This is a genomic window from Belliella kenyensis (assembly GCF_022549675.1).
GTDB lineage: Bacteria > Bacteroidota > Bacteroidia > Cytophagales > Cyclobacteriaceae > Belliella > Belliella kenyensis.
Genome location: NZ_JAKZGR010000007.1, coordinates 141,212 through 165,089 on the forward strand (window position 1 = coordinate 141,212; position 23,878 = coordinate 165,089).

Sequence of the window (23,878 nt, forward strand, 5' to 3'; positions counted from 1 at the left end):
TGGCAGGTCTTATCTAAACGATCTTGATTTAAATAGCTTAATTGAAACTCACTTTATAAGTCTTCACAACGCCTCTGTAATCACAGGATACGATAGCAACTCCATCTTTATCATTGGCTTGTTCTATGGAGATTTTCACACCTGGGTGATCGGCTTTTGCAGTTACTTTTGGACTTCCCTTAGCATCAGCAGCCAATTCTGCTTGAACCTCAAATAGATCATAGCTTACAATACCATTTTCATTGGTAGATCTCACAGGTGTTTCTGGTACTTCTACCTCTTCTCCATTTACAGAAATGCTGATTTTAGGTGCTACTGGTCTTTTCAATTCTTTACCCTTGGCACTAAAACCAAGACCTAGAAGTTCGAACAACTCATCATCATTTCCTGACTCTGCTACCAAGTAGATCGCATGCTTCTTATCCAATTGATCTACATACTTTGCTACATCAATTTTGAATTTAGTTGCTTCTTGTTTTGAGTTTGCAGGAACTTCGACCACTCCGATTTTTGTACCTTTCCAAGTATCATTGTCATAGGGCCCGTCTAGCCAGACATTTACTTTGAAAGCATTGTCAGTCTTTGGAGTCAAGAAAAGGTTGAAGGCTGTTTGATTTCCTTCTTTCGTACCATCGAATGCTTTCAATCCAAATTTATCTTCACCCAGACCACCAAATCCAAAGTATTTATAGCCAATGATATGTCCATTTTTGACAGGTGAAATCGACATGTGGTTATCCCATATGTCCCAAGAATCTTGTTGTATACTGATATCAGAGAGGTAAGCAGCATAGCCTGCTGAGTAGTACTGATATGGATCCAAGCCGTACATGTGGAATCCTTCCGAAGTCACTTCTGCACCTTTGTACTCTCTTCCTTCTTTATCCTTGGCTGTCCATTGCTGATTAGAAGCGTAAGGATCATAAGCACGAATTCTCGCACCACCACCTTCTGCTACTGGTGTTTCGTCTACTTCAAGGGAAATCGGAGCCACTACAGGCTGACGTGCAAACCCGAAACCTCTCGGAGGCTTGTGATAAAAAACATACCATTGGCCATTGATATTCTCAATACTCCCATGGGTATTGTGACCTCCGTTGGTGAGTATGATAGCTGATCCATCCTCATTCAGTACTGGACCTCTGGAATCAACCAAAACGCCCCCACTTTTCCACGGCCCTAATGGTGAATCTCCCACGGCATATCTCAATGTCGAGTTGGTGCTGCTCACACCATATTCAGGTCCAGAATAGCCACTGAATACGGAGATATATTTGTTGCCCACTTTTCTGATAGAAGAAGCTTCAAAGAAGTTGAAAGTACCCAAATCTTCCTCTTCATAGATTGCAGGATAGGAAGTGCCCTCTGGATCTCTCAATCTCCCATATCGGCTACTCGCTGGAAGGAAATAAGGAATGATCTCAGTGCCTGGTCTCAAAGAATACATGGTATTCTGATCAAGCTCAGCTGCCAAAGATCTTTGAAATCCCCAAAAAGCATAGGCTCTGAAGCCAATCTCATAATCTGGATCCTCTGGATCTGTGATATAGTCAATAAATACTGCTGGATCAAAACCAATGATACTTCCTTCCACAGTTCTTTTTCCATCTGCTGTCATATTGACTGGAGTAAATGGACCGTCTGGCCTCGAACCCTTGGCGACCATAGCTTCTCTCCCAGGTCCCCTGCTGTGTGGGTATAAGTAGTATTCTTTGGTACCATCCTTTTTCTTGATCTCGACCAAGTCTGGGGCATACATCACATCCCATTGTCCATCAATCTCATAGGTGAAAATTGCTCCTTCATCTCTCCAGCTTGACAAATCCTCCACTGGAGCTGACCACATCCTGATATCTGGCCCACAATAGCTCGTAAACCTAAGATCATGCGATCCAATAATGTAAGCACGGTATTTCCCTGGATTATCTGGATCTTCAAAAACCCTAGGTTCGCCATCGGGCAAATGCTCCCAAAGTGGTAAATAGGGATTTCCAGCTGCTTTATGGACATATTTTCCATTTTCATCTACCAAGCTTTCTTGTACTTCTTCTTGGGCACAGGCTACCGAAATGGAAGCTACAAGCAAACCAAGTACTAACTTGGTATACAGATTTTCTTTAAAGAAAAAAGATAAGTTCTTCATATAATAGGTTTTTTCTTGAGATTTCAAATTTCGATTATTAATTATCCGCTTCTTTGCCAGTATCTTATATTTCTTGGATAATTGTTCGCTTATGTTCAATATCCATAAGTATCCAATATCAATTTATATCGGAAGTTAGATAAATCGGAATTTTGTAATGTTATTGGCAAAGTTCCGTATATCCATATAACTTTTTAACTAAAGGTGAATCCTAAGGGCATATCAATCTGTTGATTTTGGCGAGAGAAATTCATTGACATCCAACCAATGAATAAATGCATCAAACCAACGGTTACTGGTTCTATTAGGATTTCCTAGCCCAAAACCATGTCCTCCATTTTGATAAAGGTGAAACTCAACAGGTATACCTGCTTTGTACCAAGACTCGATAATACCATTCTGACCATTGAAAAGAAAATCATCAGTAGCAATCACATTGAACATTGGGGGAGCATTTTTAGGTACTTCAACTGGACCCATCCCACCATAGATCGGACCTATAAAGGCAAGCTTCATGGTTTTAGAGTTCAGTGTACTGTGCATGGTAAGACCTGCACCAGCCGAGAAGCCTATCATACCAATTCTGTCCGTATCGACACCCCACTCCTCTGCTCTTTCCACGATCATGGCATAAGCCGCCTCTGCGTCCTCAAGTTGATCGGAAAGGTCTCTTTGCACAGGACGAGGTCTTGATTCTCCACCTTGTGCTGAGTTTGCTGCCGCATCAAAGGTTCTGTTCATAGAATCCCTAAATCCATCCAAAGACTCTGGCGTTGGATGAAGTCGGTACTTAAGTACAAAAGCATTGATCCCTTGATCTGCCAAGGCTTTTGCTACTTTCCAACCTTCATTATCCAAAGAAAGCCATCTAAAACCACCTCCTGGAGCTACAATTACGGTCGCTCCATTTGCTTTTCCAGGTTCTGGAAGAAAAGGAGTAAGCGTAGCTACCGTAATGTTCCTAGCCATAGGATCGCCCCATTGACGAAACCACGTCTCTGTGGCAGGTTGGTCCTTTACTCCTCCAGTACCGAGTGGAATAGCATTGGGTTCATCTGGTGTTTCAAGTGGATAAATTGTTCCATCCTGCGCAATTGTCGAGTTTGCATAGAAAAGGAAAATGAGTAAAAGGGAATACTTCCCCAGTGAGTTAAGTAGATTGCTCATAATTTGGTTATTTGGCTGAGTGTATAATGTTTAAAATAAATATTTTGACTGATTCCAGTAATTTAAGAAGAGCGTTCTTTTGATTCATTTCGATCCACCAGAGGCGGACAAGTTATAAATTGATATTAATTGATATAGGATATTGATAGATATTGGATCCGCCGCAGCGGACAAGTAATTGATAGATATTGGATCTGTCGCGGCGGACAAGTTATTGATAGATATTCGGTCAATTCATAGTGAGAAAAAGCCTTCCAGATTTCACCAACTTTCTTTTTACAATCGGCTGATTATCGATAAAACCTGAAAGGTTTTTAGTTCTCTGGTTTTTCTATTTCACAATCGCATCGTTGCTTGTAGTAGCATATAGTCCGATCATATTCCCAGTAAATCCACCTGCTACATTTGTAGACAATATGTCACCTGATACTTTTCCGCCTAGGTTTTGAATTTCGCCACCTGCTACGGCATAGCCGAATTCATACTCATCTCCATTTGCTTTCACTTGTAATGTAAGGGGTTTGGAAAGGTCAACTTTAGTACTAGCAAGGATTTGTGAGTTGATTTGTCTATTTCTACCCATACCTTTTCCTTCAGTGCGCTGTAAGACTAACACATGGTCATTACCCACTTTGGTCACACCAAACACATAATTGAAAGCTTCACTCTGTACACAAGTGATTCCAGCTAGGTCTTTGTCACTCTGCGGCTGGTAGGTCAACTTGGTCGTGAAGGAAAAATTCTGATGCTGCTGTCTGTAGAATAAAGTTGAAGTCGGCTTCACTTCTTTGATATTAGTAGCAAAAGGATTGATCTGCAGACCTCCTTTGACAAAAGAGATAAAATCTTCTCTCGGACCTCTTAGACCGATCCATCGATAGTCCAAATCCTTGGAATCAAACTTTTCTGTGTACACGAAATTGCCATTAGGAAAAAACCCATCTTTACCGTATTTAACTTCTGTGACTCCTTCAGGCATTTTTAATTTTGGCCCCATTGGAATCAAGCCATTTTCAAAAACTGGCCACTCACCAGACCAATCTACAGGAAGAATAAATGTTTCTCTACCTGTATTGACCCTATTTTTCTCATTTGGCCTCACACCTAGGAAAACTCCATAATATTTATCATCAGGACCCAATACCAAATCAGCATGTCCTGCCCAATCTACTTTGTAGCTTCTCTCATCTCCAAAATACCTTTGTGTAAGAATAGGGTTGGAAGGAGCTGGGATAAATGGACCAGTAGGACTATCACTCTTAAAAATCACCTCACTGTGATTGTCTCCAGTACCTCCTTCAGCGCACATCAAGTAATATGCACCATTCTTCTTGTACAAATGCGGTGCTTCTATCCAAATTGGGTTTTTGGAGGGATCTACTCCACCATCCACGATGATTTTGTCAGTCCCAGCTACAACTTGATCTTTTTCAAGATCATATTCCCATATTTTGATCACTCGGTGACCGTTATATCGCTCTTCGCCTTCGTTTGGCGCATCATTGTGTACGACATAAGCTTTGCCATCTTCGTCAAAAAACAATCCTGGATCTATTCCATCAAATTTCAACTTGATAGGATCACTCCATCCCTGAAACGGATCTTTCGTTTTCACCACGATATTGCCAAATCCGCCAGCAAACTGTGTGGTGATCATGTAGAAAGTATCATTGTATGGATTGTACTTGATATCAGGCGCATAGATCCCCATGCTGATACCAGCATCTTGCACTTTCAGTTGGGAATTTCTGTCCAAAACGTGTCCAATTTGAGTCCAATTTACCAAGTCCTTAGAATGGAAAATGGGAACTCCTGGAAACATGACAAAGGATGAAACAACCATAAAATAATCATCGCCCTTCCTTGTAATAGCTGGATCGGGATAACACCCCTGAAGCAATGGATTGTAGAATTCTCCTTCTTTTAGAGGATTGTTTTCATATATTTTATCTTTCCCCTCATAGACAACTTCACCAAATATTGGAGCGTTGTTTTTCTTTTTCTGTGCATATCCATCCAAAAGGGAAATTATAGTCAAAAAGAGCGTTAAAATAAGTGTTTGGTTCCTTTTCATTATTCTGATTTTAAATTGATCTTTTGGCCAAAGAAGGCCGAGTTATAATTTTGGTTTTCTATTCTTCTATTTTTTAATTAAGTCTAATGATTGTATCTAATAGCCTAAAATAGCTAGCATTTGCTTTCCATATCTTCTGCCAAGTTCTCTGTATCCCTCAGCAGAGAAGTGTAGTCCATCATTTACCGCTTCACAGTTTTCCGAAGAGATTACATAGGCATTTGGAATCACTTGAGGCAATGTTCCAATGATTGCGTTCATACTTGCACATTTACCACCTTGCTCTGCACTTACCATTTCACCTGCAAGTATTGGTAATGAATTTTGGTCCAATTCCAAGTCTTCTAAAATGGTATCATAGACTCCCTTTACTTTAAGAGGCCATTCTTGGTCTCCTGTATTCGATTCTCCCTGATGAAGCAAAATCCCTTTGATCACACCGTCTTTTTGGGCTAGTTTTGCCATCTCTATCAATCTGCCATAAGGGTCTCCATCATATTCCTTGACCATATTTTGTAACCAATCAGGGGCAGTATCTACATAAGATTGATAGTTGGCCTTTTGGAACAACTCTATCTTTGTACCTCCTACTGAGACATTGATCACACCAACTTTGATATGTGCAGGTAAATTTTCGACTAATTCACGTCCAAAGTAATCTGATGGACCAAGTCCTGTGTGGCACCTGGTAAGAGGTGCAGCAGCTGGATACCAATTGCCTTTTTTCCGCTCTAGGTTTTCGCAGTCTACTGCTTGCAAAACTTGAAACCTCTCATCTACTTCTGTATCAATTTCATCAAATTTGGCATGTCCTTCCATATTGGATTGGCCAAAACTTAGGAAAATATAGAAGTTTTCATCTTGAGCAATTGCACAGTTAGATAAGGTGATCATCCCAATAAGGACGGTTAATACAGGAAATAACTTTGAGGCCATAAGTGACTGTTCTATTAATTTGGTTTATTGAATTAGTTTTTAGGTTTGCTTAGTTTAAAGGTATAGTTCTTTCCCTTTTCGGATTCAAATTCATACTCATATACTTGACCTGTTGGTATCAAATCCAACTCATTTTCTGAATTATTTATAGCTTGTTCAATTTTTGGCACACGATAAAATGGATTAGAATTGACAGCATAGACCTCCTTAAGGCCTTTCGCTTCTAGGGGATGATAGGATCTGATCCGGCATAGTCCACCCAATTGAGCTTTGATTTTGATTTCTACAGGCATTTCATTCTCCCACATGAGGTCTACCTCAAATCCACCTCTAGCCTTCAAGCCTCTGAACGATCCATCCTTCCAAACATCAGGTAAGGCAGGCAACAGGTGGATAGCACCATCGTGACTTTGAAGCAGCATCTCCGCTATACCAGCTGCACAACCGAAATTTCCATCGATCTGAAAGGGTGGATGTGAGTCAAAAAGGTTGGGATAGCTACCTCCTCTTTGTCTCTGATTCGGAACTATTGCTGGGCTTAACTGGTCCTGAATGAGTTTATAGGCATGATTTCCATCAAGGAATCTTGCCCAAAGATTAACTTTCCAACCCATAGACCAGCCAGTAGATTCATCTCCTCTGGCAAGTAAAGAGGTACGTGCAGCTGTAAATAGTTCTGGTGTACGATATGCTGAAATTTGATTGGATGGGAAAAGTCCATAAAGATGAGACACATGTCTGTGATCATCCAGTGGGTTATCCCAGTCTTCTTGCCATTCTTGAAGTTGCCCCCATTTACCGATTCTCATCGGTGGCAGTCTTGCTAGCATGGCTTCTATTTCTTCGACCAAAGCTTGATCTTTACCTAAAAGTCTGGCTGCATAGGCTGTTTTGCGAAAAAGATCAAAAAGCAACTGATTGTCCATCGTAGTTCCTGAAGCCACTGCGGCATTGTGAAACTGATACGGCGTGTTTTCAGGAGATACAGAAGGAGATACGACCATAAAACCAGTGCTTGGATCCTCCACAAGAAAATCCAAAAAGAACAAACTAGCTCCCATATAGACAGGATATGTGTCTTCTAAAAAGTCAACATCACCTGTAAACTCATATTTATCAAAAATATGCTGACACAACCATGCTCCCCCAAGTGGCCACATACCAGCTGCTGCAAAATCAATTGGTCCAGTAACTCGCCATAGATCCGTATTGTGGTGAAGCACCCAGCCTCTTGCACCATACATATCTTGAGCTGTTTTTTGTCCCGTGACAGAAAGGTCTTTGGCCATTTGAATAAATGGCTCATGAAGCTCACTCAAATTGGTGAGTTCAGCAGGCCAATAGTTCATCTCCGCATTGATATTCATGGTGTATTTACTGTCCCAAGCTGGTGTAAGCTGGTGATTCCATATCCCTTGCAAATTGGCAGGCTGACTACCTGGCCTGGAAGAGGATATCAGTAAATACCTTCCGAATTGGAAATACAATGCAACCAACTTTGGATCATTCCCTTTTGCAAATTGCTCAATTCTAACATCTGTAGGTAAATCAGCTGCTTCTGTCCTACCTAGATCAAGATTTACTCGATCATAGAGACTTCTGTAATCTGCAATATGATCTTTGAGAATAGCTTCAAAGCTTTTCGAAGAGCCTTGATCCAAATAAGCCATAGAACGCTCTTTTTCATCAGCTTCCAAACTCTGATAATTTACAAAATTGGTTGCAATGGAAATGTAAATGGTTACTTCGTCCGCATCGGTGACTTTTACTTGTCCGTTTTCTGCTGAAAGGCTTCCACCTTTATTCACAAATTTCACTTGAGCATGAAACTTCACCGCTCCTTTGATACCTTCATGATCACTTGATGTTCCTGTCATCACCAGCTGATCATTGCCCTCTACCCGAAGATTAAAATCACCAGGTCGATCCATAGTAGCTGTGAAATTGATTGCTTTAGCCTGATCTGCAGAAATTTTGGCAACAATCAATTGATCGGGAAAAGAAGATACTACCTCGGTAGAATAATTCACGCCTGACTTTTTAAACCTATTGCTTACTATAGCTTGCTCAAGGTCAAGCTCTCGGTAATATTCCTCAACATCACTTGCATCATCATATTTGATCTTGAGGTCTCCAATAGTCTGATAAGGCATGCCATGAGGCCCTTTGAAAAAATTAGCATCGATCTCCTTTTGGGCATCTACATATTTTCCCTGAAAGATCAGCTCTCTAACTTGCTCTAGCGCTGCCAAAGCACGTGGATTGTCATTGCGGTGAGGCTGACCGCCGTAGAAAGTATCTTCATTTAGCTGAATAACCTCTTCATTTGGCCCTCCAAACACCATGGCACCAAGTCGACCATTGCCAACTGGTAAAGCTTCTACCCATTGTGTGGCCGGCTTGTCATACCAAAGCTTCATATCAGGTTCAAATTTTCCTGATTGTGCTTGGCATGAGGCTAATGTCAAGGACATAAGAAGTAATCCTACCAACACCGAAAGGCTTGATCTTAAATAAGTATTTGCGCTATATTTAGTTTGCTTAACCCTCATTTTCAATTTTTTCTATCTGATTATACGCTTTTTTGCCAGTAACTTCAATTCATTGGCTCAACAGGTTGTTAATGGTCAATATCTATAAGTATCCAATATCAATTTATATCAGAAGTTAGATAAATCGGAATTTTGTAATGTTATTGGCAAAGTTTCGTATATCCATATTTTTCTATCATTGGAAACTAATCCAATCAACTTCTACAGATTTTTTACCCCTATACACCACTACCAAGTCTTGGCAACCAGCCTTATTGGATTTCATGTCTGAACTCAACTCCACCCAATCATCTGTGGCCTTTAAATCAACTACCGTAATTAGCTCACCTTTTTCACTACCTAACCGCACTTCCAGTGAGCCCTCATTATCTTTTGATTTGATTCGGAAATTCACTTTACTGAATTGACCATTGTCAAAATCTACCTGATTGTACCTAACCCAAGCTTTATCCTTTGAAAATGTAGATTTCCAGCCAGCGAAAGGATTAGTTTCATCTATAAATGATATGTCATAGCCAACTTCACTTTTGGCACTATACCTATCAATCTGAATAGGACTAGCCACAGAAGACACTCCGATTCCACGAAGTGTAGGCTTCACTTTTTTGATCTTTCCATTTTCATCAAAAAACAAGCTATCTGCCCTAATTGACCTATTTTTATCGAAATCTGGTGAGTAGTCATTGTGGTGATAAAATAAGAGCCATTGACCTTCATATTGTACTATAGATTGGTGATTGGTCCAGCAACCTACGGGTGACTCATCCATGATCACTCCCTGATATTCAAAGGGACCAAGTGGATTGTCAGCAGTGGCATATTCTATCCTTTCAGTTTTATTGGCCACATGGGGATAGGTCATGTAGTAGGTTCCTTCACGCTCAAAGATGAATGGTCCTTCTTTGAGTCCCTTGTCTGGAAAATCTTTCAAAGTAAAAACCTCGGAATCCAACTCTTTCATATTAGGTTTCAGCTTTGCTCCAAAAAAATGATGCTGTGACCAATAGAGGTAAGCCTGACCATCTTTATCAATGAAAACATTAGGGTCAATACCATTTACATCTGCAATGGGACTGGATTCAGGAGTGTAGGGCCCTTCGGGTTGATCAGCTACTGCTACTCCAATTTTGAAGCTTGACCCATTTACACCAGGGGCATCACTTTCCAAATTCCTGTTTTTGGCTTTGCTAGGAAAGTAAAAATAAAATTTACCATCTTTCTCTATGGCATCTGGTGCCCACATGCTGTAAGATTCATCATCTGCCCATGGCACTTGATACTGACTCAAAATCATCCCATGATCTTCCCATTCTGTAAGATTTGTTGAAGAGAAAACATGATAATCTTCCATACAAAACCAGTCGGGTCTACCTTGAGTAGATTCACAACGGATGTCATGTGAAGGGAACACATAGATTTTACCATTCATTACCCTTGCTGTAGGATCTGCTGTAAACTGGTCTCTGATCAAAGGGTTCTGACCAAATGCCATATTTCCTTGAAGTAGTATCAGACCCAAAATAAACAATTTGGTTATTAAAGATTTGCTCGATAGATTCTTTGATGCTCCCATATCCCTTACAGTTTTATTTGATTATCAATTTGAAAATAATCGAAGTCAACTTGACCTCCTGGCTGAGAAGTAGCATAGTAGAAAAGTCCAAACCGATAACCCATAAAGTGTGGAAGACTGTACTTCATATTTAATGTATCACCCAATTGCTGCCACGACCTCCCATTATCCACACTATAATAAAACTTGGCTTCGTCCTTTCTCTCCTCAAAGTCACAAGTAGCCCTTAACAAAACATTCTTGCCTTTGAAAGGAATACTTTCAATCTCTGATTCCTTTGAACCCTCTGCTCTTTGCATCACTAGGTGTTTTTGACCATTGAGCATTTTTACACCTATCAATCCAAAATCTTTTTGTAACAAAGTAAGTCCTGCCCAGTCTCCTTCTTTCATTTTCGACACATCTAGTTTGATTGTGCCCATACTCTTCGGACCAATGGTTCTTTGGGTTAAGGTATTTCTTGCTGTTAGGACAGATTGATCCGTCCTGTCTGTCTTGAGTGAAAGTTTCCCTTTTTTACCATCGATAGCCCAAAGCTTTTCGACAGGATTGTGATTCCATTGCCAGACAAGAGGAAGTGCTGGATCACCCTTTTTTCTTTTGAAATCATCCGAAGCTACGATACCAGGCATTAGGCCTTTGCTGGCAGGCAAGTCCAATTCCATAGGGACTTTTCCATTTTCTCCCAAAACTGGCCATTCATTCTCCCAACGAACAGGGACCAAGTAAGGAATTCGACCTACGGCACCATTGTCTCGAAACAAAAATGAATACCAATCTCCCTCTGGCGTATCGATCAAGCCTCCTTGAGCCACTCCCTTATCTTGGAGGACAACTCTGCCTTCATAGGGGCCAAATAAATTATCTGCCTTGTGGACAATCACTGTACGCATACCTCCACGTGGCCAAGCGATGTTGAACAGGTAGAATTGTCCTTTGACTTTAAAAAGTTGCGTACCTTCTGCTGGAAGCATGATTTCCTCTTTGATCGGCTCGTGAGCCTTTTCAATCAGAACCCTTTCGGTATTAGCTTTGATTCCAGACAAGTCATCTTCCAACTCAACCATCTTGATTTCACCAGCACCCCAAATCATATAAGCTTTGCCATCTTCAAAAAACAAAGTGTGATCATGCAGAGAAGGTCTGAACTCGATTGCTTCCCAAGGACCATTTTCAATATCTTCGGTGCTATAAATGTAGGTCTTATGGGTATTTCCTGAAAAAGTACTCACATAGAATTTCCCTTCATGATACCTCAAGCTACTCGCCCAAGATCCTTTGCCATACATGTTTTTATCATTGGTCAAAGTAAGGTCGTCACTGTCACCCAGTGTCTGATAAGCATAGCTTACCAATTCCCAATTGATCAAATCTTTGGACTTCATGATAGGTACACCAGGATTGACATGCATGGTCGTACTACTCATATAATACGTATCTCCTACCCTGATCATGGAGACATCTGGCACATCTGCGTGAATGATTGGGTTGATTGCTTTCTGAGCAAATGTCAAATCACAATGGATTAAAAAGCTTATAACTAAAAGTATCGAAATCTTTAAGAATTTGTTCATATGAATTAGGGTGATAAAATAGGCCGTCCCTCAAACATGATGATCTACATGCATGCTTATGGGACAGCCTAATAGGTTTATAGGTTTGTTTGTTGTTACTTTTTTAATACTAATTATCAATCTTCATTGATAATGATATCATCTTGGACGATGTACTCTACTTGGTTTGTGTACTCCCCTTGGTTTGTGTCCTCACAAACCAATTGATTATTCCATCCATTTCCTGAGTCCTCACTGGAAAACCCTAATGACCCAACCTTGGCCTGTGTCCTCACAGTCCAATCCTTGAAGCCTAATGGTCTGTGGGGACACAGACCATGGTTAATTAACACCTAAAATCCGTAACATCTTGCTCTAACCAACTGATTCATAGTGATAAAAAACCTCCCAGTTTTCACTCGACCATTTCCCATAACTAATTAAATATCAATAAAACCTGAAAGGTTAGCGGATTTCAGTTAATAATTTGCTGCCATCTCAATCAATTCACTCACTACAGATTTTGGCGTATTGTCTCTGTTGAAGAGCAAAGGATAATCAGTTCTCCCACGAACAGGCCAGCCATTTTTCCACGAATCACCATCATTGATTCCCCATAGGGTGACACGGGAGATTTTGTCATGGTGATCTAAGAATAGCTTGAAAAACGCTTTGTAACGATCATCAAACTGTTTTTGTACATCATCAGGTAAGCCTTCGGTATATGGATTGAGGCTCTGCTGATATTCCACATTGGTAGCGATATCTGCTCCCATATCTCTGCGTGGTGAAGGCAGGACAGTCAAATCAAGCTCAGTGATCATTACCGTCACTCCAAGGTCTGAATAGGCTAAGATACTTTTTTCAAACTCTTCTATCGTCGGATACTCTAGACCAATATGACCTTGCATACCGATCCCGTCTATTTTTACACCTTGGGCTTGAAGATTCTTTACCATCTTCACTACACCATCTCTTTTCCCTGGCTGTGCCATAGAGAAGTCGTTGTAATAAAGCTCCGCATTTGGGTCAGCTTCATGGGCAAACTGGAAAGCTAGCTTCATGAAATCTTCACCGAGGATTTGGTAAAATTTGCTATTCCTCCAAGAGCCATCATCCAAAATGGCTTCGTTGACCACATCCCAACCCTTTACACGACCTTTGTATCTTCCTACTACAGTGTGAATATGATCTTTCATTCGCTGAGTAAGCACCTCTGGACTTACGTCTTTGCCTTCACTATCTGAAAAGAACCAGCGAGGTGCCTGAGAATGCCATATTAAGGTATGCCCTACGATATGCATGTTATTTGCTTCTCCGTATTCAACAAACTTATCAGCCACTTCGAAGTTGAATTCCCCTTCGCGCATCTGTATCATACCGCTCTTCATGTTGTTTTCAGCAACGATTGAGTTGAAATGCTTTTTGAGGACTTCCATGGAAGCTTGACTTTGGTTATTGATATGATTAGCACTCAAAGCTGATCCTATATAGAATTTTCCTTCGAAGGCGTCCTTGAGTGTTTCAGGTGCTTTTTTTTCTGTTTTCACCATACAGCCTAGGCCAATGAGAAGCGTAGCTACCATTCCTAAACTTCGTAGTGAAATAAATCTAGATTTTTTCATTATTAGGTTGTAGTTAGTGATTTTAGGTTTACCTCTTGAATTTCCAATTACAAATTGATTTTTTTACTTAAAGCTTTAAACTCAATGATTTGAGAATAAGAAAGCAAAATGGCCTAAACTAATATCAAAATAATCAAGATGAATTAAGTTTTAAGGAGTTTGAACATTGCAAAACCTTTTATCCAAGTTTTCCATTTCACAAGAGTATTGTAATTGGTGATAAATGGAAGCGACGACTATCAGCATCACTTCCATATCGTATAAGTGGTTTAAGTAAGATTAATTTTTTAAACTTTCGGCAACAGTTGCATAGGCAGGTTTTCTAACCAAACCTTCATCCCAAAGTCCTTGACGAAGTATGTTGTTAGAGTCAACAGGATTTGTAAGCGTAATACCGTATTGTTGTGAAGCAGGGATGATACTTTTATACAGATCAATAACAGACTTATAAATATCTGCTTGCCCATTTAGAACCAAATGAGTAGGACTAGTTCCATTGAGTCTAACATCTAATCCAGAAATTTTAATTTTTTTCCCTGTAGCAGCCAATAACCTAAACATTGATTCAATATTGATGATACTAGAATTAAGATCAAGTTGCAATCTGACACCTATACCGTCTACTCTTGCATTGTTGTCATCTAGGTATTTTACATAATCTATTAAAGCTCTACATTTATCCAATTTAGTTTCCATACCACTTTCGCTGATGAATAATAAATCATCGCTATTACCGTACTCTCTTGCTAGCTTGAATGCCAAAACACCATAATCTTTACCTAAATAATCTTGCCAATAGAACTCGTTTGCTTCAAGAGAACGGCCTACTCCTGTCCTTAGTTGATTAGGATTATCATTGTCCAACGGTTCATGTAAGACATATCTAGATTTTACTAAATCTTTAGTACCACCTACAAAGGTAGATATCCAATTGGTGAAATGGCTAGTTATAATTGCAGATTTTTCATCTGGAGTCCTATCAACAACAGTGGTAGATCCACCAGAAAGACTAGCACTAGAAAGCACAACATTATCGATGTATACAGTTCCTGCAAATTCTCCATAACTAATGATAAATCGATTTCTATCATCCGCAGTTACAGTGGTAGACACATTTATGAATCTCCAATCTCTGGTGACTGCAATTTGACCAAAGCCATTCGAAGTAAAACCTGGACTCTGGAGTTCTGGTCTTATAATTCCTTCTTCTGTCCCTTTTACCCAGAAACTCAAATTGTATGTTTCATTCATTTTAACAGGTTCTGCTAATTGATATAAGGTTTGTACTTCCCAAAAGCCCCCAGTTTTGGAAGGGTTGGTTACGAAAAATGCTCTACCTTCATTACCCAAACCTTGACCTTGCTCAGTTAGACCTCTTTGAGAGTTGTTGCCCCAACCTCCCCAAGATCCACCACTTTCAAAATCTCCATTTGATATCAAGTTGCTTATAATAGGATTACCGTTGATGTCATAGAGGTAAAGGTTATTAATATCTAGGAAGTAACTAACCCCTGCTTGATATCCAAATTCAAATTGAAAGCTGAATGTGTCACCTGTAAAATCATTAATTCTAAAGCGGATTTCCTTCCAAGATAGGTTGGTTTCAAAAGTCTCTGTCGTTGAACCATTAGAAAACCAATCAATCATTGGTTCATTATTAGATAAACCATTAAAGGTAATTCTTCCTTCACCTGGTACATCTGATTTCACATAAGCTATAAATTCATATGTTTTCCCTTGTTCAATTTGAATTTCAGGAGATTTGAATCTTGCAGAACTTGGAGAAGAAGTGTTATTAGAAGCAACAATATTGACAGCAGGAGCATTTCCTCCCATTCCTTCATTTGCCTTTACACTCGTTCCAAAACTATGCTCCCATCCATTTAAAGATCCACTTGCAAGAGATTGTACATTCAGTTCATTTGCGAATGCTGGAGATTCAACGATTAATGGAGACAATGCACTATTCAAAACAGAAGCTCTTTGATTTTGATGCCAAATCAAAGGTGAAGCTACAACTTTCATGTTCTCCTCTTTAGCAGTATTTAAGAAGTTCATCACATTGACCATATTAAAACTTCCATTGTCTTGAACTATACTGCTATGATGCATGCCGTTTGTAGGCGTATATTCATTGAAATTTCTATTTATCAATCGAAATGTTACACCTCTATTTGCAAAACTCTCCATAGACATAGAGGCTCCTAACCTAAAATTAGGATTGCCTACAGTGTCCAAGAATGTCTTTAAGTTTGCATAACTATCTAATTCTTCCTGAAGTATGATACTTTCAGGCTTTTCTACTTGGAAATCAAACGGATCAAAATCCGTGCAAGATGTTCCAGCCAAAACAATGGCTGTACATAAACCAATTATAGATTTATAATTCATATTTTTTATTCGTTTTAGGACAAAACTATTTCAATACTGGAGAAAATGTTTCCATCACAACACCTCTATTTCTAGCGACTAGAGTATCAGTTGTAGCGACACGCAATTCAGGAAGATCAATTTCATATTGTAGATAAATGGCATCTCTATCTTGATTTCCCCAACTTGATTTTTCGCCTTTTTTAACAAATTTACCAGACCCCGAAGCAGTAAAGCCACTATTCGAAGCTGAAACAGTACAGCTGCCATCGCTACTGAACGTCAGCAATAATTCTGCTGTGATATTTTGACCACCAACTCCAGAAAACACTACTGGAAACAATACTTGAGAACGAGATTCAGTAAACAATTGATTAACTTGATCATTTTCTACATTATTCTGACGTCTAGTGATAGTTCCACTATTTATTCCATCGACTTTTGCAGTGACTACATCTCTACCTCTTCTCAAGTAGAAACCATGCCAGTCATTGATGTATTTTACAGCATAAAGTGTAAAATCCTTAGGAGCTGGAAACCAATCATCCGCAACTGCTCTTCTTGGGTTCTGAACTATTGGAATTCCAGATAAAATAGAATCTGCATTGATGACATTTGTAATTTTCACAGGAAGAACAAATGTCTTTTTGATAGCCCTAGGATCATTGAAAAAAGCCCCAGTAAGTTGAACTTCAACACCTCCAGCAATTTGTCCCCTTGGGATAGTAACTGTATTAGAGCTTAATTGGTAATACTCGGAAGAAAGTACTTCTATTTCATCTCCACCTTCCTCAAAAAGTAATCCTTCAGCAATCGATTCATCAACTTCAATTTGAACCGAAACATCTCTAGGTGAAGAATACACCCCGCCAGTAGTTACCATCAATCTGAACTTCCCTTCGTTGTCCAATGAGGTATCAAATATATCTTCTCCAAATGTGATGGTTCTAACTGGATACTGATAAGCAAAGTACACAGTCTGATAATCAAAATTTGGAAATTCCCAATCTTGATTTTGACATGATGACATCATCATGCCTATCATAAATATTATGTATGGTATTTTTTTCATTTTATTTGAGTTTAAAGCTAATTCTTTTAAAATATATTCAGCTTCTGTATTTATTACCATCCAGTATTCTGTTGAAGAGCACTGAATTTCAACATTTCGCTATAAGGAATTGGTCCATAAATCATGTAATCACGAAAGACTCGATTTTCTACATTTATAGAAGAGTAATTATTCTGATTCAAAATCCGCATACCTCTCACATTCTCAGTCAGGTTAGACTTCCATCGTCTGAGATCCCAAAATCTAAACCCTTCAAACGATAGTTCCAAACGACGCTCATTTCGGATCAATTGTCTCATAGCAGCTTGATCACTTCTTATAGACTCGAGGTAGGCATCTCCGTTTTCCACACCAACACCTGCTCTTGCTCTAATAGCTTTGATTACATCGTAAGCAGAGAACCCAAAAGATCCACTAGACATAGGTCCAAATGCTTCATTTGCAGCCTCAGCATAAATCAAGAAAATTTCTGTATATCTAATTCTTGGCTGTAGGTGACGTTGCCCAGTATTTGCAACAGGGTCTAAGTTCACATCTTGACGTAGTAGCTTCCTCATGTAGTAGCCTGTACGGGTTGACCTCTCTACTCTATTCAATCCATCAATAGTTTCTGAATCTTGAGCTGTGTTGATGGTTCTATTCAATGGACCAGCAGTACTTCCGTTGACTAAAATAAACTGTCTTAATCTCGGATCTCTGTTGGTATATGGAGTTTCTCCTGAATATCCTGAGGAAGGATTTGAAATTGGATATCCATTTGCCATAGGGAAAGCATCAACAAGGTTCTGGCTAGGATTAACTCTTCCATTTCCAAATAAGGTCGGAGGGAAGTTCTGCTGTTCTAAGTTATTTGACGGCCCCCCTACAGATCCTCTCCATAGAATTTCTGAGGGATTGTCTCCAGCACCAAGGTTATCTATCATGGATACATTGTTGTACCAAGTTACACCATTAGGGTCTAGTCCACTTATGCCACCAATCTCAGCAAGCATATTTCCTGCATAATTTGCCGCATCTGCCCATTTAGCTTGGTTATTATCCAAGTTGAAGGCGGGACTCGCAGCCAATAATGAGGCTTGTGTTCTAATCGCTCTTACAATTCTACCAGACACTAATTGTTTAGCATCATCTCCAAATACCCTATTGTATTCTCCAGTCTGAGCACCTAGCTCTCTGTAAAGAGCAGGCATCATACTTTCATTGTTAATATTATTATAGTTATTTGGTAATAACTCAAGAGCTCTTTCTACATCAGCATATAGCTGCTGCATACAAGCTTCAAAAGTCGCGCGTGGTATGTTAAAATCAGAGTTTGCTGTTTGAGCTTCAAGTAAAATAGGTACACCCATCAATACACCATCTGCAACTCCAGCATGAGAACGAAGCAAATGATACATAAATAAAGCTCTCAGGCCATATGTTTCACCTTTCATTCTATTGATAAACATCTGATTTACAACTGGATTTGCTGCATATTGAGTATTTTCAACTTCAGCAAGCATTTCATTCAAATATTGAATAGCTGATTGAGAATTAGTCCATTGATCAAGAGGGTTATAGTTAGATGCCCACTGACCTACACCAGTATTTAATAATCCACTATTCAAATCATTAGTAACTGCATCATCAGTAGCAACCTCACTGAAACTAAAGCTATTTGTTGGAATTCTTAAATAAGCATTGATCAACAAACCTTGAACCATATCAGGTCTTTCTCTCAGACGATCTTTATTCTGAATATTTTCTAGTGCGGGATCAAACATATCTGCACAACTGGCCATCACAACCAAGCTTGCAATAAGAAATCCTACTTTTATATTTATCTTCATTTTCATTTGGGTTCTGTTTAGAATTTTGCTTTAACACCTACGTTGTAGAACCTGGTTTGAGGGGCACTGCCAATGTTCATCTCCAAAATATCTCTATTTGGTGCGATGGTCAATAGATTAGCTCCATTTGCATATATGTCAAGGCCTTTGACAAATCTTTCTCCGAATATCCTGCTAGGAAAAGAATAAGAAACCTGTACTCTAGATAGGTCAAATCTATTGGTACTGTAAAGCCAAAAATCAGAGTTTCGATAGTTGTTTGATCCGCTTAGAGCCGTCAGCCTAGGATATGTTGCCGTTTCACTTGTAGCTTCAGTCCACCTATCTCTTACCACTTCTGAGTATTTGTCATCTGCTTTTACCCAGAAATAATTGTTATTTTTCATAGCGTAAGCGCCTGTTCTTGATGTACCTAACACAAAGAATGTGAAGTTTTTGTATTTAGCAGAAAGATTAAATCCCATAGTCAATGGAGCTCCATTCCAACCTCCTCTTCCAAGGTAAACTTCATCTTGAGCGTTGATTATGCCATCTCCATTTTGATCCACATATTTAATATCACCTGCTCTTACATCACCATTAGCAATAGCCTCTTGTGATGGAGAATTAGAGATATCTTCTAGTCCTCTGAAAAACCCGTCACTTTGTAGACCCCAAATTCCATCTAAAGGCTTACCAATTCTAGATAAATAATCGAATTCTATGTTTTCAGACCTTTTGGTAGCTCTAGTGTCATAATAAATCCCTGACACACCCAAATTCCAATCAATTTGCCCTACTCTTTTGCTAAGATTCAATTGAAAATCAACACCAGTCCTTAAGTCATTATTGTAATTCACAAATGGTATCCAAGAAGAGATAGGCCATCCAGTTACAAAGTAACTTGGGTAAATATTATTATCTTGAAGGAACAATCCAGTCATTCTACTTACAAAATAGGAACCGTTGAATGTCAACAACTTATTAAACAAAGTAGCATTTAATCCAACACTAATCTCTTCTCTTTTAGGCAAATTCAAATCGTAATTTTGACCTCTTCTGACATCAGTTGCAGTATTATTCAAGCCATCTCTCCATTCATACCATGATCCAGTATCGGTATAAATCCCTTCATAAAGATAAAACCCCTGAATATCTAGGTCTGTATGAAGAATTCCTCCTGATACGGACAACATCAAATCATTTACCACAGAGGATGAAGCCATAAACTCCTCTTCACTAAGTCTCCAACCCAATGAGGCTGTCGGGGAAAAGGCTTGTCTGTTTCCTGGTGCTAACATAGTAGTGTGAATCAGTGCTCCGCTGAAATCTGCATAATACTTTGATTTGTAATTATAAGCCGCGTGTAGACCAAGATTAGTATTATTCACCTTGTGATAAATACCAGAAGTTCCTGTCTGAAATCCATTTGCTATTAACATGCTGGAGAAATTATGCTTGTTCCCGATACTTTTCTTATAATTCAACTGACCGGAGAAAGATAATGTCTGGCGAAACCAACTTCCGCTTATGTTTTGGGTTCTACTACTTGCATCTTGTCCAATTTTGGTTAGACTTCCATATTCATCTTTACCGTCAAAACTTGTCCAACTAGGTAAATAAACAGCATAATTATTGTTAAAAGAAAGATTATAAGAAGTAGCATAATCAAGACCAAATAGTGAACTAAAGGAAAGTCCATCAAGCACATTTCTAAGATCAGCATCTACACCAGCATTGAACTGGAATTGTCTGCTAATAAATCTACTTGAACCACCAGCAAAGCTACCTGCAATAGGATTTGTTTGATCCAATTCATTTCCTCCTAGCAAATATCTACCATCAATGAGGTGCTGTGTGCTTTGTACATATCTTTTAGCAACCTCATCCTCAGGTGCAATAAAATCAATAGGAATCAATGGTGAAAATCTATTTGGTCTTATTGTAGCAGATCCAGACCAGAAATCTGCATTGATTCCTTTACCATTATAAAAAATGGCAGCAGCATCAACTTTTGCAGATAAATATTCATTAATGTTTACATCTACATTTCCTCGAACATTTAGTCTCTCGTTTGCATTATTGGCAGATTGACCAAAATTCAAGACTGATCCTTCACTCCAATAACCAACATTAGTATAATATCTAGTGATTTGATTGCCTCCAGATATTTCCATGGTAGCATCTTGACGAGTATATGCTCTTTGCAAATATTCATCACTGAAGAAATCTATACTAGGATAACGGTATGGATTGATTCCAGAAGCGTGATTGTAAATTTCCTCATCAGAATAACGTGGAGATAGACCGTCATTTGTTCTTGCTTCGTTAAATAAAGACATATATTCACCAGAACCAAGATATCTCGGATAACTTTTAGGTACATGTACCCCGAAGTTAGACCTTACGGTTATCGTTTGGTTATTAGCCACACCACGTTTTGTGGTGACTAACAATACTCCCTTTGCACCACGACTACCATAAAGTGCTATTGCATTTACCCCTTTCAAAAAGGTAAGCTGAGCTATCTCTGTGGGCATCACACTTGTGATATCTCTAGGAACTCCATCAACTAAAGTTAAGTAATTGTTGTTACCCCAAATATTACCGTGAAAACCTCCAACAAAGGCTTCCATCCCATCTAAAGGATATGTAATAAAGTTTTCATCAAGTACTCCTCTCATATTTACTGCCGAAATGCCACCTATGAGATCATTCCTATTCTTTGTCTGAAATGCAACTATAACTTCATCTCCAGCCAAAAAAGGAAACATTATAATCTCGGACATATCAGCCTGAGCTAATATCACCTTTGTTTCGTAACCAGAAGCAGTTACAACCAATGGAGTCCCTAGCGTCACTTCCATATTCACAAAACCTTCTCCATCTGTTAGTTTCACAAGCTGATCTTGTTCACTTGTAACTGTTGCATCTGGAATAGGCTCATTCGAACTCGCTCTTATTGCTAATTCTACGTTTATTTTCTGTGTATTCTGCGCTATGACTGACAGTGTGAACTGTAGCAAACATATGCAGCATAACAGTGCTATTTTTATATCAAACTTCATATTTTTCTTTGATTTTTGTTAAACAAAAAGTATCACCATTACCAACCAGGATTTTGATAGAACTCTGGGTAAAGACTTACATCAGACACCTTTAGAGGTAACCAATAATGCTTTGATGTAAAATTACGCTCGATGATAAGCTCTTCTCTCATATTGATAATGCGATTTTGAGAAGGATCATCAGCATTGAAATTACCAGCTCTATCAAACTCATAAGAAGTTTTGATATTGTATGGGAATTCTGTCAATAACAACCAACGTCTTAAATCATTGAATCTATGACTTTCAAAAGCAAGTTCTACAGCTCGCTCACGTCTAAGTTCTCCTAAAAAGCTATTAACCGAACCAAGAAATTTGTCGTGTACACCAACCATTCCTGCTCTTGTTCGAATAACATTTACAGCTTCTACAGGTGTTTTACCAAATGTAGCAGATGTCGCACCTAGGCTATTGTATCCCATCAAAGCAGCTTCAGCATACATTAAATAAACATCAGCAAGCCTCATATAAGGTACATTAATATGCAATGATGATCCCCAGTCGTAAGCTCTATCATATTTGTTTGCAGTCAAAGGAGAAAATTTACGAGAAGCATAACCAGAAAGACTCCCTGTAACTACCTCTCTATAACTACCACCTCTATGCAAATTTGCAAATCTATTGTATTCTTCATTAGGGTCTGGTATTGAACCTTGAACCACCTTTACACCATCATAGACAATAGTAGCATAGAATCTTGGGTCTCTTCCTCTCCATGGATGGTTAGGGTCATATCCAGATTCAGCATCCGCTCTCGTCACATCGGAAGGTAAGGGCAGACCATTTGCCATACCAAAATTAGCATGAACATAATTTGCTGTAGGATAATAATTGGTAGGGTCTCCTTCATCCATGAAAGTAGGCTTATATTGTTTGGATATCCTCCAATTTGTACCATTTGCAGAATAATAAGTAGATCTAAATATAGCCTCTGTTCCACCAGCCAAACTCCAATTTTGACCAGTAGTGTAGAAATTATTATGATACCTTTCAAATGGGAGTAGAGCATATTGAGTTTCTCCTGATTCAACTAATTGCAAAAGCTCTCCAAAGGCATCAGCTGCTTTTCTAGCATACTCTTGATGATAAGTTTGACTTCCTGTAGATACAGAATTCATAAGTGGACTGGCTGCATATAAGTAATTCTTTCCCAAATAACCCAAAGCCATTATCTTATTGATTCGAAGTTGATTTTTATTCAAAGTTTTTTGACCTGTTGGAGTCAAATCCCAATTGATTGGTAATAATCTTGCTGCTCTTTCAAAATCAAGTGCAGCCTTTTCCGCACATTCATGATAGCTTAGACGAGGTAAGGTAAGCTGCTCATCACTTGGCAAAACTCTATCAACATAGGGTAATCCCCCAAAATACTGGATCAACATAAAATGAAACCATCCTCTAAAAAAGAGCAACTGACCTTCTATCATTTGTCTCTCCTCCGGAGTAGCAACTATCATCATAGAAAGATTCTCTAATCCCATGTTAGCTTTACGGATTCCATACCACGCTAATGGCCAAAGTCCTTTGTTGTGATGATCTCTATTGGTATTTGCTGATGGAGCATCTAGCCAACCTGTATTGCCAGCTCCATTTTCAACCTGCCATCTCCAAAAGTTTCCCCTATCTACTGCATACGAAAATGTGAAAGTGCCTGCCGTTGACTCTATTTCATCTTCACCCCAATTGAATGAACTTACCCAGTTAGAAAGGGTGAAGTTTGGTATACAATGATATAGCTCTTCCACATAGCCTTGAAAATTCGCATAGTTTTGGAAAGCTTGTTCCTCAGAAATAATTGAGTCGGGAGTTCTCTCCAAGTAATCTTCACAAGAAGAAATGGATAGAAAGGTTGATAAACAAATAGCACCTTTCAATAATACTTTTATATAATTTTTCAT

Annotated in this window: 14 protein-coding genes; all 14 read right to left on the minus strand. The window is 39.0% G+C overall.

The genetic code is table 11. The features are described 5' to 3' along the window. Positions 1-37: 37 nt before the first annotated feature. The 14 genes from MM214_RS09215 to MM214_RS09280 all read right to left on the minus strand — a co-directional run bounded on the left by MM214_RS09215 (position 38) and on the right by MM214_RS09280 (position 23,878). Complete coding sequence (locus tag MM214_RS09215) at positions 38-2,143, minus strand: hypothetical protein (protein ID WP_241294598.1); 2,106 nt, start codon at positions 2,141-2,143, stop codon at positions 38-40. A 222-nt stretch (positions 2,144-2,365) separates the two neighbouring features. After that, on the minus strand, positions 2,366-3,310 hold the full coding sequence (locus MM214_RS09220; protein WP_241294600.1) for an alpha/beta hydrolase: 945 nt from the start codon (positions 3,308-3,310) through the stop codon (positions 2,366-2,368). Between the two features lie 331 nt (positions 3,311-3,641). Beyond that, complete coding sequence (locus tag MM214_RS09225; protein ID WP_241294602.1) at positions 3,642-5,384, minus strand: glycoside hydrolase family 43 protein; 1,743 nt, start codon at positions 5,382-5,384, stop codon at positions 3,642-3,644. Between the two features lie 96 nt (positions 5,385-5,480). Then, positions 5,481-6,320 (minus strand): sialate O-acetylesterase, encoded by an 840-nt coding sequence (locus MM214_RS09230; protein ID WP_241294604.1) that lies wholly within the window; start codon positions 6,318-6,320, stop codon positions 5,481-5,483. Between the two features lie 32 nt (positions 6,321-6,352). Further along, positions 6,353-8,872, minus strand: coding sequence for a glycoside hydrolase family 95 protein (locus MM214_RS09235; RefSeq protein WP_241294606.1), 2,520 nt, complete (start codon positions 8,870-8,872; stop codon positions 6,353-6,355). Between the two features lie 175 nt (positions 8,873-9,047). Then, positions 9,048-10,445: a family 43 glycosylhydrolase gene (locus MM214_RS09240; protein WP_241294608.1), complete on the minus strand. Its 1,398-nt coding sequence runs from the start codon at positions 10,443-10,445 to the stop codon at positions 9,048-9,050. Positions 10,446-10,450: 5 nt separating this feature from the next. Beyond that, entirely contained in the window at positions 10,451-12,019 is a 1,569-nt protein-coding gene (locus tag MM214_RS09245) for a glycoside hydrolase family 43 protein (RefSeq protein ID WP_241294610.1), read from the minus strand. A gap of 116 nt (positions 12,020-12,135) precedes the next feature. Then, positions 12,136-12,351 (minus strand): hypothetical protein, encoded by a 216-nt coding sequence (locus MM214_RS09250; protein ID WP_241294612.1) that lies wholly within the window; start codon positions 12,349-12,351, stop codon positions 12,136-12,138. 126 nt (positions 12,352-12,477) lie between these two features. After that, entirely contained in the window at positions 12,478-13,623 is a 1,146-nt protein-coding gene (locus MM214_RS09255; protein ID WP_241294614.1) for an endo-1,4-beta-xylanase, read from the minus strand. Positions 13,624-13,902: 279 nt separating this feature from the next. Next, positions 13,903-16,014 carry an endo-1,4-beta-xylanase gene (locus tag MM214_RS09260; RefSeq protein ID WP_241294616.1) on the minus strand — a complete coding sequence of 704 codons (2,112 nt, stop codon included), beginning with the start codon at positions 16,012-16,014 and terminating at the stop codon, positions 13,903-13,905. Between the two features lie 25 nt (positions 16,015-16,039). Beyond that, on the minus strand, positions 16,040-17,065 hold the full coding sequence (locus MM214_RS09265; protein ID WP_241294618.1) for a DUF5627 domain-containing protein: 1,026 nt from the start codon (positions 17,063-17,065) through the stop codon (positions 16,040-16,042). Between the two features lie 53 nt (positions 17,066-17,118). Beyond that, complete coding sequence (locus MM214_RS09270) at positions 17,119-18,900, minus strand: RagB/SusD family nutrient uptake outer membrane protein (protein ID WP_241294619.1); 1,782 nt, start codon at positions 18,898-18,900, stop codon at positions 17,119-17,121. Between the two features lie 11 nt (positions 18,901-18,911). Next, positions 18,912-21,941, minus strand: a complete 3,030-nt coding sequence (locus MM214_RS09275) for a SusC/RagA family TonB-linked outer membrane protein (RefSeq protein ID WP_241294620.1) — start codon at positions 21,939-21,941, stop codon at positions 18,912-18,914. Between the two features lie 38 nt (positions 21,942-21,979). Beyond that, a complete protein-coding gene (locus MM214_RS09280; RefSeq protein ID WP_241294622.1) occupies positions 21,980-23,878 on the minus strand; it encodes a RagB/SusD family nutrient uptake outer membrane protein in 1,899 nt (632 codons plus the stop codon).

Coding starts and splice junctions, on each gene's coding strand:
- MM214_RS09220 (WP_241294600.1), bottom strand. CDS start 3,310: ATGAGCAATCTACTTAACTCACTGGGGAAGTATTCCCTTTTACTCATT.
- MM214_RS09225 (WP_241294602.1), bottom strand. CDS start 5,384: ATGAAAAGGAACCAAACACTTATTTTAACGCTCTTTTTGACTATAATT.
- MM214_RS09230 (WP_241294604.1), bottom strand. CDS start 6,320: ATGGCCTCAAAGTTATTTCCTGTATTAACCGTCCTTATTGGGATGATC.
- MM214_RS09235 (WP_241294606.1), bottom strand. CDS start 8,872: ATGAGGGTTAAGCAAACTAAATATAGCGCAAATACTTATTTAAGATCA.
- MM214_RS09260 (WP_241294616.1), bottom strand. CDS start 16,014: ATGAATTATAAATCTATAATTGGTTTATGTACAGCCATTGTTTTGGCT.
- MM214_RS09255 (WP_241294614.1), bottom strand. CDS start 13,623: ATGAAAAAATCTAGATTTATTTCACTACGAAGTTTAGGAATGGTAGCT.
- MM214_RS09245 (WP_241294610.1), bottom strand. CDS start 12,019: ATGAACAAATTCTTAAAGATTTCGATACTTTTAGTTATAAGCTTTTTA.
- MM214_RS09265 (WP_241294618.1), bottom strand. CDS start 17,065: ATGAAAAAAATACCATACATAATATTTATGATAGGCATGATGATGTCA.
- MM214_RS09215 (WP_241294598.1), bottom strand. CDS start 2,143: ATGAAGAACTTATCTTTTTTCTTTAAAGAAAATCTGTATACCAAGTTA.
- MM214_RS09280 (WP_241294622.1), bottom strand. CDS start 23,878: ATGAAAAATTATATAAAAGTATTATTGAAAGGTGCTATTTGTTTATCA.
- MM214_RS09275 (WP_241294620.1), bottom strand. CDS start 21,941: ATGAAGTTTGATATAAAAATAGCACTGTTATGCTGCATATGTTTGCTA.
- MM214_RS09270 (WP_241294619.1), bottom strand. CDS start 18,900: ATGAAAATGAAGATAAATATAAAAGTAGGATTTCTTATTGCAAGCTTG.
- MM214_RS09240 (WP_241294608.1), bottom strand. CDS start 10,445: ATGGGAGCATCAAAGAATCTATCGAGCAAATCTTTAATAACCAAATTG.